Genomic DNA, 12,108 nt, shown 5'->3' with positions numbered 1-12,108 from the left:
CTTCAATGGCGTCGGGGAATAAGGGGCACTTCATGCGATCATTTGGAATTGTGGCGCTCAGCGTCATGCTGGGCGGCTGCGCGTCTGTCACGCGCGGCACGACCGAAAATATCAGCATCTCATCAACACCGTCAGGCGTGGAAGCAATTGTCAGCGGAATGAAAGTTCCAACCACCTGCACCACGCCCTGCTCAGTGGTCGTCAAACGCAGCGCCGACATCTCGATTGCCTTCCAGAAGGAAGGCTATGAACCGCAGGTCGTTCCGCTCAGCCGAGACATACAGACCGGCGGAGCCGCCGGCTTTGCGGGCAATCTCTTGCTCGGCGGCGTCGTCGGCATGGGCGTCGATGCAGCGACCGGGGCGGCAACCGATCACAAGCCGAATCCGGTTATCGTAACCATGCAGCCCTCTGTCCCGCACGCAGCGCCGCGCGCTCCGAAAAAGCCGCGGCCGCCCCGCGCGCCGGAGGCTGGGACGTAAGGTCGGCACGACGGGATCGGCTACCTGAGCCTAGTTCCTGCCCGGCCCCGCCACGAGGCAACATCCAGCGCCAAACAAAAGGCCGGCTTCTCAGCCGGCCTTTTCAATTCATCGCGTGCAGATCAAACCTTGACCAGCGGGCTCTTGGTCGGCCCCTTCGAGCCGCCGGGGCCACCGGGCTTGGACTTGCCCGGCGGGCGCTTGCGGGCACCCGGGAGCTTCTCCTGCTTCGGCGTGACCGGACCCTCGACGAACTCGAAGCCGATCTTGTCCTTGCTCTCGTCGGCCTCGTCCTTGATCAGAACGACGCGGACATGGCCGCCACCCTTGAGCTTGCCGAACAGCACCTCGTCGGCCAGCGGCTTCTTGATGTGCTCCTGGATCACGCGAGCCATGGGACGTGCGCCCATCTGCTCGTCGTAACCATGCTTCACCAGCCAGGTCTTGGCGGGCTCGGACAGCTCGATGGTGACGTCGCGATCGCCGAGTTGCGCTTCGAGCTGAAGCACGAACTTCTCGACTACCGTACCGATCACCTCGACGCTGAGATGGCCGAACGACACGACGGCATCGAGACGGTTGCGGAATTCCGGAGCAAACTGCCGGTTGATCGCCTCGTGGTCGTCGCCTTCCCGCTTCGAACGCGTGAAGCCGAACGCCTGCTTGGCGAGATCGGACGCGCCCGCATTCGTGGTCATGATCAGGATCACGTTGCGGAAGTTGACCTGCTTGCCGTTGTGGTCGGTGAGCCGGCCGTGATCCATGATCTGGAGCAGCACGTTATAGAGATCGGGATGCGCCTTCTCGATCTCGTCGAGCAGCACCACGCAATGCGGATGCTGGTCGACGCCGTCGGTGAGCAGGCCGCCCTGATCGAAGCCGACATAGCCGGGAGGCGCGCCGATCAGGCGCGACACGGTGTGCCGCTCCATGTATTCGGACATGTCGAAGCGCAACAGCTCGACGCCGAGCGACGCCGCGAGTTGCTTTGCGACCTCGGTCTTGCCGACGCCGGTCGGACCCGAGAACAGATAGCAGCCGATCGGCTTCTCCGGCTCGCGCAGGCCGGCTCGCGCCAGCTTGATCGAAGCGGCGAGCGATTCGATCGCCTTGTCCTGACCGAACACGGTGCGCTTCAGGGTCTGCTCGAGATGCTTGAGCACCTCGGCATCGTCCTTCGACACGCTCTTCGGCGGGATCCGCGCCATCGAAGCGATCGTGGTCTCGATCTCCTTGATGCCGATGGTCTTCTTGCGCTTGTTCTCGGCGACCAGCATCTGCGCCGCGCCGGATTCGTCGATCACGTCGATTGCCTTGTCCGGCAGCTTGCGGTCGTGGATGTAGCGCGAAGAGAGCTGCACCGCAGCCTCGATCGCCTCATTGGTGTATTTCAGCCGGTGGTAGTCTTCGAAGTACGGCTTGAGTCCCTTGAGGATTGCGATCGCGTCCTCGACCGTCGGCTCGTTGACGTCGATCTTCTGGAAGCGCCGCACCAGCGCGCGGTCCTTCTCGAAGTGCTGGCGGTATTCCTTGTAAGTGGTCGAGCCCATGCAGCGGATGGTGCCGGAAGCGAGCGCGGGCTTGAGCAGGTTCGAGGCATCCATCGCCCCGCCCGACGTCGCGCCCGCACCGATCACGGTGTGGATCTCATCGATGAACAGGATGGCGTTGGGATGCGCCTCGAGTTCCTTCAGCACCTGCTTCAGGCGTTCCTCGAAGTCGCCGCGATAGCGCGTACCGGCGAGCAGCGTGCCCATGTCGAGCGAGAACACGGTCGCAGCCGCCAGCACCTCCGGCACTTCACTGTCGACGATGCGCTTGGCCAGGCCCTCCGCGATCGCGGTCTTGCCGACGCCGGCCTCGCCCACGAACAGCGGATTGTTCTTCTGCCGGCGGCACAGCACCTGGATCGCGCGGTTGATCTCGGAATTGCGTCCGATCACCGGATCGATCTTGCCGTCGCGCGCCTTCTTGTTGAGGTTGACGCAATAGGTCTCGAGCGCCTCGCCCTTCTTCTTGGCGTCGTCGCTGCCCTTGGTCTCGGTCTCTTCGTCGACGCCGCGCACGGGGCGTGCCTCGGAGACGCCCGGTCGCTTCGCGATGCCGTGGCTGATGTAGTTGACGGCGTCGTAGCGCGTCATGTCCTGCTCTTGCAGGAAATACGCGGCATGACTCTCGCGCTCGGCAAAGATCGCGATCAGCACGTTGGCGCCGGTCACCTCTTCGCGACCGGACGACTGCACGTGGATTACCGCGCGCTGGATCACGCGCTGGAAACCTGCGGTCGGCTTGGCGTCGTCGGCGCCGTCCGTCACCAGGTTCTCGAATTCGGTCTCAAGATAATTGACGAGGCTCGTACGGAGCTTGTCGAGGTCGACGCTACAGGCGCGCATGACGGCGGCTGCATCGGAGTCGTCGATCAGGGAGAGCAAAAGATGCTCGAGCGTCGCGTATTGGTGATGACGCTCGTTTGCGATCGCCAGTGCACGATGCAGGGATTGTTCAAGGCTTTGGGAAAAAGTCGGCATTCGCGTCCTCTATGGCCCCCACCATCATGATCGCCATCGCCCGGTCAGGCAACAACAACCTTTGTCACATATAGTTATACAAGATCGCGGCGAAAGACCGGTTCCGCGACTCAGGCGGCTGCACAGCTGCGGTATTTTTCGATGCAAAACCCGTTCCGGTTTGGCACGATCGGCACCGGTCCGAAATTCCGTAGTTTTGCCGTCTGCAACGAACATCGCTCGCAGACATCACGCGGCAATCACACTGCGACATGCACAAGAACCGGCTTCAAACGCGCCGTGTCTTACTTCTTTTCCATCACGCATTGCAGCGGATGCTGGTGCTTGCGAGCGAAATCCATCACCTGCGTCACCTTGGTCTCGGCGATCTCGTAGGTGAACACGCCACACTCCCCGATCCCGTGATGATGTACGTGCAGCATGATCTTGGTTGCGGCCTCGGCGTCCTTCTGGAAGAATTTCTCCAGCACATGAACGACGAATTCCATCGGCGTGTAGTCGTCGTTCAGGATCAGCACACGGTACAGGTTCGGCCGCTTCGTCTTCGGCTTGACCTTGGTGATGACGGACGTGTTTGGCGCGGAGGGACCGCCCGAACGGTTCTCGTCGTTGCTCATCAGCGGAGCGTGGGCGGCGGCGGCCGCGGACGGATCTGGTCTGGAAGACAGTTGCGGCATGGCTCAGGCGTTCAAATTCCCCACGGAAGCGTATGGCGGTTCGCCGCGCAGCCCCGGCCTTCGGAGCTTCGCACAGGCGCACCGCCTTGTTGGGTCGCCGCTTCCAGCCGGTCCGGTCCAAGCCGGATCGGCTTCACCGAATATGGGCCTGCCCCCGGCTCGCCGCAAGCGTGCGACAGCTCGGCCGATGCGGCCATGGCGGTCCCGATTCCCGGTCCGGGCGATCCTCACCAAGGTTAATCAATCCGGACTGATTTGACAAAAGCTTCCGCCCCGCCCGTTTAGAAGATGTTGACCAGGAACCCGGCCGGTAACGCGGCTGCGGCGGCTTCGCGCGGGTTATCTCCGGTTTTCTACGGATCCATTTACCCTGCCTTCAATGGCGTGGCGCGAAAACGGGCAAAGTCACAGATTTCCGGGAATCGTCATGTCTAGCCTGCCCCTCGTCAGCCGTATTGTTGGTCGACACCTCTCCCGGTTTGCAGCGGCCGAACAAGGCAATATCGCCGTGATCTTCGCTATCGCGCTGCTCCCGGTTCTAGGCTTCGTCGGAGCTGCAATCGATTACAGTCGCGCGGCCCAGGCTCGTTCCGCAATGCAGGCGGCCCTCGATTCGACCTCGCTGATGGTCTCCAAGGATCTGTCGTCCGGCACCATCACGACCTCTTAGATCAGCACCAAGGCGCAGGCTTATTTCAACGCCCTGTTCACCGCCACCAGCTCCCTGCCGTCGGTCAGCATCGCGGCCACTTACACCGCAAGCACCAGCATGGGCTCCACCATCCAGGTCACCGGCACCGGCACCTACACGACCACCTTCATGAAGGTCGCAGGTTTCCCGACACTCGACGTCGGCGCCGATTCCACCAGCGCCTGGGGTCTGGTGCGCATGCGCGTGGCCTTGGTGCTCGACAACACGGGGTCGATGGCGGACGACGGCAAGATGGCGGCGATGCAGACCGCCGCGAAGAGCCTCGTCGACCAGCTCAGCCCGCTCGCCAAGACCGATGGCGACGTCTACATCTCGATCGTTCCGTTTGCCAAGGACGTCAACGTGGGTGCCAGCAACTACAACAAGTACTGGGTCGATTTCACCGATTGGGACGCGGCCCGCGGCACCAGGTCCGCCAACCACAACAGGTGGACGGGATGCGTGGTCGATCGCGACCAGGACTACGACACCAAGAACACGACGCCCACGAGCGGCAACGCGGGAACGCAGTTCCCGGCCGAACAGTACTCCTACTGCGACACCGGCAGTTCATCCTATCTGCAGCCAATCATGCCGCTGAGCTACGACTGGAGTTCACTCAAGAGCCGGATCGACGCCATGAAGCCCACCGGTAACACCAACCAGGGCATTGGCCTCGCCTGGGGCTGGATGACGCTGTCGACCGGCGATCCCATGAACGCGCCGGCCAAAGACGCCAACTACACCTACAAGGACGCGATCGTGCTGCTCTCCGACGGTCTCAACACGCAGAACCGCTGGTACGGCAACGCTTGGCAAATCGACGCGCGGCAGAAGAAACTGTGCGACAACGCCAAGGCGGCGAACATCACGATCTATACGGTGCAAGTGAACACCGGGAGCGATCCGACGTCCAGCGTACTGCAATATTGCGCGAGCGGCACCGACAAGTTCTATCTGGTGACGAAGGCAGATCAGACCGTCTCGGTGTTCAAGGACATCGGCACGTCGCTGTCCAAGCTGCGCGTGGCGCGCTGAGATCGACACGCCACGACAAACAAAAAAAGCCCGGCTGCTTCAGCCGGGCTTTTGATTCCAGGACGTCAGGAAACGTTAGCTGGCGGCCGGAGTGAACTTCGACACGATGGTCTCGACCGGCTTGAACGCCTGCTTGGCGAGGTCGCCGTAAAGGCCTGCGATCTTCTGCGATTCCGCGACGAAGGACTCGTAGGCGGAACGGGCGAATTCGGTCTGCGCTTCGACGGCCTTGTCCAGCGACTTCACGCCGGAAAGCTTCTCGACGAAGGACTTGGTGTCTTCGAACGACTTCTTGGTGTAGTCGCCGTAGGCGCTGGCGATCGCCTGAAGGCCGTGCTGCATCGAGGTCGCAGAGGCGACGTACTGCTCGAAGTGCTCTTTCCCGTAGCCTTGAAAGTCTTCAACCTTGAACATTCGGAATCCTTTTCCCTAGCTCTCGTCGGGAAGCCCCGGCTCCCTGACTCTGCTCACAATTAGTGCAACGCACAAAAAAGTCAAGAATTTTGTGCGTCGCACAAATTAAAATTCGCCGCGATTCCCGGGTTTCCCGCAATGGTTCCTTAAGCTTTTGGAAACCGCAGCGCCCTACCTTGATTCCCTGGACGTGTTCTACTTCACAAGCGGCCAAAAGCCGTTGGAGAACATCACCTTAGCCAGAACAGCGGCTCAGGCCCAACGTCACCCGCGGCCAGCACCTGCGGAGGACAGCCTGAGCAGGTAATGATCCAGGGTCCCATGGGCACAATTTCGCCTCACGAGCCGGTGATCAAGTCAGAAACGGGGACGGGGTTTCATGCTTCGTAAAAACTTGTCTTCCTCGCGCTTGGCGCGGGTTGGCGTTTTTGGGCTTTTTGCGGTTACCAGTGCGGTCATCTTCACCACAGATGCTGCCGAGGCGCGGCGCCACCGGCGTCACTATGCGCAACACCGCGTGCAGCGCGATGTGTCCGAAAGTTCCAGCCCGAAATTCGCATCGATCATCGTCGACGGCAATTCCGGCTCCGTGCTTCAGGCAACGAGCCCCGACGGGATCCGCCATCCGGCCTCGCTGACCAAGATCATGACGCTCTATCTGCTGTTCGAGCGTCTCGAGTCCGGGAAGATGAAGCTCGACACCGAGATGCCGGTCTCACAGCACGCCGCCGATCAGGATCCGACCAAGCTGAACCTGCGTGCCGGCCAGACCATCCGCGTCGAGGACGCGATCAAGGGTCTCGTCACCCGCTCCGCCAACGACGCAGCCGTTGTGATCGCGGAAGCGATTGGCGGCGACGAGGACGACTTCGCCCAGATGATGACGCGCAAGGCGCGTTCGCTCGGCATGTCCAGGACGGTTTACCGCAACGCCAACGGCCTTCCCAACGACGAGCAGGTCACGACCGCGCGCGACCAGGCCACGCTCGGCCGCGCCATCCAGGAGCGCTTTCCGCGCTACTATCGCTATTTCGCGACCTCGACCTTCAACTGGCGCGGACAGTCGATCCGGAACCACAATCATCTGCTCGGGAATGTCGAGGGCGTGGACGGCATCAAGACCGGCTATACTCGCGCCTCCGGCTTCAATCTCGTGACCTCGATGCGCCGCGGCAACCGCCACCTGATCGGCGTGGTGCTGGGCGGCCGCAGCGGCGGCTCGCGCGACGCCATCATGCGCAACCTGCTCGCGGAGAACCTCGATAAGGCCGCGACCACCCACACCGTCGCCGCGGTCACCGAGCGCAACGGTTCCGATGCCGCTGCCGAAGTCGCCGATGCGTCGGATACCCCGACCCGCTCCGCTCCGCAGGTCCAGGCTGCGGCTGCCCCTGCTCCCGAAGCAGCCCCGTCGCGTCTCGCCGCGCGCCTCTCGACGCTTGCGGCTGCGACTGCCGCGGTGCCGCCGGCTCAGCCCAGATCTGAAGCCAACAGGCCTGAAGTTCGGCCGACAGAATCCAGGATCGAGCCTGCGCCGCTCACCAATGGCGTGATCTCGAGCCAGCCGCTCTCGATCATCCCCGGCTCGTCCGAGCCGATGAAGCCGGTCAGGGTCAAGACCGTCCAGGTCAAGGCCGGCGCCGTGAAGGTCGCCTCCGCCGCCCCGGCTCAGATCGCACCGCAGGTCACGAGCACGATCGCGTCCCGTTCCGACGTCGCCGAAACCTCCGGCGCCGTCGTCGCCCGGGCAGACCTCATCAACAAGCCTGAGGTCGCCAGCCAACCGGAAGCTCCGAGGGCCGAGATCGCCCGTACCGAGCTGCCGCGGCAGCCGGCGGGCTTCGGCACCGGCAACGGCGTCCTCGGCGTCTTACCGGCCGCAACCGCCGCCGCACCTGCCCCGGCTGCTGCGAAGCTCGCGTCAGCCGACCCGGCGCTGCAGCCGATCATGAGCGCCACCACGAAGCCGGTCGTCACCCACAGCGGCTGGATCGTCCAGGTCGGCGCGCTCGAGAGCGAGAACGAAGCCCAGCAGCGCATCGACGCGGCGCGCAGCTCGGCTCGTGGCCTGCTCAGCAAGGCCGACCCGTTCACCGAGCCGGTCGTCGCGAAAGACAATCGCAAGCTCTACCGCGCCCGCTTCGCCGGGCTCGACCGCGACCAGGCCGAAGCCGTCTGCCGCACCCTGAAGCGCGCCGATATCTCCTGCATGACCGTCCGCAACTAATCTTTCGCACCGCTCCAATGAAAATGCCCGCGCCTAGCGCGGGCATTTTCATTTTCGGGACGCGGTGGCCGACGAGGCTGTTCCACGACAACCTCTCGTCAAGGATTTACGGTTAAAACTTTACGCAAGGGATCGACCACGCCGACAATGGCGGGCATCGGGCGACGGCAAACAGAGCAAGCAGAGCTCACACGGGACGAGCGTTTGTAGCGTGGTGCCGGAGTTAGCCGTTATGCGTGCGAAGCAGAGTATCCTTGGCCTCGTTTACACGGGCAGCGAGATACGTCGAGCCCCCCTGGTCGGGATGCAGTTTCTTCATCAGGGACTTGTGAGCCCGGCTGATGTCGTCACGCCCCGCCCCCGGCTGCAGGCCAAGGATCTGATAGGCCTCCTCCGTCGTCATTTTGCCGCTCGCCACCGTGCGGCGCTGCCCCCCTGCCGCGTCGCCCTGCGCGTTCTGACGCCAAGCGGGAAACCGGCGGTCCAGATAGCTTTCAAGTAGGGCCACGCTCTCGGCGTCGAACGCCGGGACCATTGCCAGCAGGGCCGCGAGATCGAACTCATCGAGATCGCGCCCGGCGTGAGGCCCGGCGACGATCCGGCCTCCGAGCTGGCCGGAATCGTGATCGAGCCGCATATCCAGGAATTGCGAGCGCACGCGCGAGGCCTGACCGGCCGGGCGCGTCGCGCCCCCGCCGAACAGCCCGCCGATATTGCCGAAGCCGGCGTTTGCCATCGGTGTCCAACCCAGGAGCCCGGCGCCGAATATCCCGAGCGGGATCGCAACCACCAGTTCGCCCTTCAGGCCCGTGAACGCTGCGACAGCCAGCGCGACCACGCCGCCACCGAACCTGATCGCGCGTGCCAGCACGGCCGGATTGGCCGAACGGAACATCTGGAGCAGCAGATAAAGGGTAATAACAGCGATAGCGCCGGCAATCAGGGTCATGGCCGGAATATAGTCGGCCTACCGCCAAAAAGCATCGTGTCCTTGCGCCCCCGCCGACCGCGCGCCAGCGCTACTTCATCTGGCCGATCAGCCTGGCCGCGCCACTTGCGGTCTTCGCCAATTGCAACAGCGCCTCGCGTCCGCCGGCCGCGTAGGCGGCGGCTGCGCGCAACAGCTCGCGCAACTGCGCCGCCGCGCCCGGATCGAACCGGCACCAGGCACCACCTGTCAGACGCGCGATCTCGCGAAAGGCCTGCTCGGCCACTGAGTCATGGCCTTCCTGAAATACGAACACAGGCACCTTGAGCATGCCGAGCTCGCCTGCCTTGGCGCAGAGCTCGTCGACGTTCTCCTCCATGGCGTCGCCGACGAAGACAACGGCGCGCACGCCGGATGCGACCGCCTCGCGCCGCGACTCGCTCAGCACCTTGCCGATCTGGGTGTCGCCGCCACGGCAATCGATCTTGCCCATCAGCGTCGCAAGCCTGGCGCTGTCGGAGATCCATCCCGTGGCGCGGCACTCGTTGAAGCCGCGATAGTAGACGAGCCGGATGTCGAGACTGCCGAGCGCGGCGGTCTCACGGAACATGTCGGCCTGAAGCGCGCAGGCCATGTCCCAGGTCGGCTGCCGGCTCATCGTCGCATCCAGCGCGAAGATCAGCCGCCCTTTCGCACCGGGCGCATGCGGTGACAGCGCGCGCGCGTTGGCGACGAAGGCGGCAATGTCCTCAGATGTCGAGGTCCCCGCCTGCGGCACAGCGCCATCTGGTTGTGCCGAGACGGCATCGCGGCCGCGCGGTTTGATGGGCTCGCCGGACATTCCTTGACCCTTGCGTGAGCGGCTAATGTGGTCAGCGCATGCAGCCAGGTCAATGTGCAAAGCTCCCGCAGGCGGCAGCCGGCGGAGGCTTTGAAAATCGCTATCGACGACGAGGAAGGCGTCAGCTCTTGGCAGGCGCCATCAAAGCGACCGGCCCGGGCTCGAGAATCTTGGGCGGGGACGATTGCGTATCGACCGGCGCCACTTCGCTGTCGGTCGCGCTCAGGAACTTGTCGAGCATGCCCTGGATCGAGTTCTTGGCCGCGTCCGGACCGGTGTCGCGCATGTCGTTGTGCTGGAATTCGGTCTTCACGACCTGGATGCCGGCCTTCTCGCATTCCTCGTCGGTCGGGATCACGCCCGCATCGGCCTTGAACTGCGGATCGGTGGAGCGGAACGACAGGATCTTGAACTTGCCGGCGGTGACGAAGGGCACGCGAAGATTGTCGAGCGTGACGACCTTCTTGACCTCATCCGGATACTGCTTGGCGAAATACATCGTGATGTCGCCGCCCATGGAGTGGCCGACCATCGTCACCTTTTCGTAGTCGGCGTTGGGCTGAACCTTCTTCATCTCCTGCATGGCGAGATGGATGTTGGCGACGCCGCGCAGGATCTGCGGCAGCCGGCCAACATAGATCTCACCGGGCTTGGTCACCATCGGAGGATCGGTCGGCAAATCATGCTGCGGGCTGACGACGAGGTAGCCGCGCGCGGCGAAAATGTTGGCGAGGAAGCCGTACTCGGTGTTCTTGACGGTGTTGCCGTGGTTGATCACGGCGACCGGCATCGTGATCATGCCGGCATTAGCCTGCATTTCCTTGTCACGACGGATCGCGATATCGACGGGCACCGCACGGTTGTCGCGCGAGGCATCGTAGAAGGTGATGGTCTCGTGCCTGATTGCCCACTTGCTCGCCGTGAAATAGGCGACGCCACAGAGGGCACTGACCGAAACCAGAACGGCAATTCCACGCTTCATTTTCGTCCTCAGCCTCAGGCTCTTGCGGCCTGAATCCCTGTTGAAAATCGTGTTCTTCCGGAGCTCTTCGGCCCCTAGTCGCCTATTCCCTAATATATGTCACAGCCGCGTGACAGGAAGGCTAAATATTGTGAACCATCAGCCCTTTCATTGTGCGGCGCACACGTTTCTTGGGCACCCGGTTCTCATACGGCTACGTCAGGGTGCACGTCACCTTCCGACGCAACCTGTCTCGATCGGGTTCAATTTTGCAGTAAACGCGGGGTGAAAACGGTTGAGTGCGGGCTCGGTTCCCGTGGGAACCGGCCGCTGGATCGACTGGAAGTAGCTATATACCGACGCCTAGGCGCCGAGGATGTCGTGGACCTCGAGCGGCTTGTCGACCTGATTGAACCACTCAGCGCGGTTGGCCGCGCGGCGGCGTCCGCGCTCGTCGAGCGGAAGCTTGAGCTGGCGGAGCAGGCTCGTCACCTCCTCCCGTGCGGTGAGATGGCCGAGATTGGGCCGCATGCCCAGCGTCGCCTCGTCGATCTCGTCCAGCGCGGTCAGGCCGCGCGGGAAGAACTCGCGATAGACGACGCATTCGGCGAAGCCGTCGACGTAGCGGAAGCCGAGCCGTAGCGACAAATCCTTCAACCCCTCGGCAACGAGCTGCTTGTTGCGGGAGCCGAGCATCGACAGCCGGTTGCGCACCACGATCCAGTCGGTGGTCGCGCCGTCGAGCTGGCGGCGCTTGCGCCTGACATCCCGCACCATCTCGGCATAGTGGCTTTCGCCTGTCACCGCGTAATTGGCGGGATCGACGGTGCCGAGCACATCGAAATCGAGGAAGCTGTCGTTGATCGGGGTCACCAGCGTGTCGGCCATCGAGTGCGCAAGCCGCATCAAATAGCTGTCGGTGCCGGGCGTATCGATGACGATGAAGTCGAAACTGCTCTCGACCGCCGAGACCGCCTCCATGAACTGAAGGAACTCCGAATTCTCATTCTCGGCGACCTGCATGGTCTCGCCGAGCTTGATGCAGCGATGCAGCGGCAGTTCGAGGTCGAGCTTGGTGCGGCGCGCCCAGGCGGAACGGTTGTTGATGTAGTGAGTAAAGCTCTGCTGACGGCAGTCGAGGTCGATGGTGGCGACGCGCTGGCCGGCTTTTAGAAGCGCGACCGCGATGTGCAGGGCGGTGGTCGACTTGCCGGAGCCGCCCTTCTCGTTGCCGAGCACGACCACATGCGCCGAGCCGGACTGGCCTTGGCTAGCTTGCACAAGCATCGCGATCCTCAACACCCCTAACGAATATCTTCGA

At 63.1% G+C, this 12,108-nt stretch carries 9 protein-coding genes and 1 pseudogene; 3 read left to right on the top strand and 7 right to left on the bottom strand.

Annotated elements, in window-relative coordinates; all coding sequences use genetic code 11:
• Window positions 1-32 precede the first annotated feature (32 nt).
• Entirely contained in the window at window positions 33-482 is a 450-nt protein-coding gene (locus tag AC0L3A_RS21825; protein ID WP_473255171.1) for a PEGA domain-containing protein, read from the top strand.
• A gap of 122 nt (window positions 483-604) precedes the next feature.
• On the opposite strand, the gene clpA is transcribed toward AC0L3A_RS21825, so the two are convergent.
• Together clpA and clpS are read right to left on the bottom strand one after the other, a co-directional pair.
• Window positions 605-3,010, bottom strand: coding sequence for an ATP-dependent Clp protease ATP-binding subunit ClpA (clpA, locus tag AC0L3A_RS21820; RefSeq protein WP_007603241.1), 2,406 nt, complete (start codon window positions 3,008-3,010; stop codon window positions 605-607).
• 284 nt (window positions 3,011-3,294) lie between these two features.
• Window positions 3,295-3,627 (bottom strand): ATP-dependent Clp protease adapter ClpS, encoded by a 333-nt coding sequence (clpS, locus tag AC0L3A_RS21815; RefSeq protein WP_018455182.1) that lies wholly within the window; start codon window positions 3,625-3,627, stop codon window positions 3,295-3,297.
• A gap of 487 nt (window positions 3,628-4,114) precedes the next feature.
• On the opposite strand from clpS, the pseudogene AC0L3A_RS21810 reads away from it, so the two are divergent.
• Window positions 4,115-5,416 (top strand): annotated as a pseudogene (locus AC0L3A_RS21810) (vWA domain-containing protein).
• Between the two features lie 75 nt (window positions 5,417-5,491).
• On the opposite strand, the gene AC0L3A_RS21805 reads toward AC0L3A_RS21810, so the two are convergent.
• Window positions 5,492-5,830 carry a phasin family protein gene (locus AC0L3A_RS21805; RefSeq protein WP_219684910.1) on the bottom strand — a complete coding sequence of 113 codons (339 nt, stop codon included), beginning with the start codon at window positions 5,828-5,830 and terminating at the stop codon, window positions 5,492-5,494.
• Between the two features lie 379 nt (window positions 5,831-6,209).
• Here AC0L3A_RS21805 and AC0L3A_RS21800 point away from each other — a divergent pair, with 379 nt between their 5' ends.
• Complete coding sequence (locus AC0L3A_RS21800; RefSeq protein ID WP_473255170.1) at window positions 6,210-8,057, top strand: serine hydrolase; 1,848 nt, start codon at window positions 6,210-6,212, stop codon at window positions 8,055-8,057.
• 223 nt (window positions 8,058-8,280) lie between these two features.
• Here the strand turns inward: AC0L3A_RS21800 and AC0L3A_RS21795 are convergent, their stop codons facing one another.
• The 4 genes from AC0L3A_RS21795 to AC0L3A_RS21780 all read right to left on the bottom strand — a co-directional run bounded on the left by AC0L3A_RS21795 (window position 8,281) and on the right by AC0L3A_RS21780 (window position 12,074).
• Entirely contained in the window at window positions 8,281-9,006 is a 726-nt protein-coding gene (locus AC0L3A_RS21795; protein WP_354158429.1) for a DnaJ domain-containing protein, read from the bottom strand.
• A gap of 70 nt (window positions 9,007-9,076) precedes the next feature.
• Window positions 9,077-9,826 (bottom strand): vWA domain-containing protein, encoded by a 750-nt coding sequence (locus tag AC0L3A_RS21790; RefSeq protein WP_007603235.1) that lies wholly within the window; start codon window positions 9,824-9,826, stop codon window positions 9,077-9,079.
• A gap of 121 nt (window positions 9,827-9,947) precedes the next feature.
• Window positions 9,948-10,808 carry an alpha/beta fold hydrolase gene (locus AC0L3A_RS21785; protein WP_007603233.1) on the bottom strand — a complete coding sequence of 287 codons (861 nt, stop codon included), beginning with the start codon at window positions 10,806-10,808 and terminating at the stop codon, window positions 9,948-9,950.
• Window positions 10,809-11,150: 342 nt separating this feature from the next.
• A complete protein-coding gene (locus AC0L3A_RS21780; RefSeq protein WP_473255169.1) occupies window positions 11,151-12,074 on the bottom strand; it encodes a division plane positioning ATPase MipZ in 924 nt (307 codons plus the stop codon).
• Window positions 12,075-12,108: the final 34 nt, after the last annotated feature.

This window comes from Bradyrhizobium sp. MI1.3, assembly GCF_055811695.1.
The sequence above is the reverse complement of the archived record's forward strand: the minus strand, read 5'-3'. Positions and strand labels throughout refer to the sequence as shown.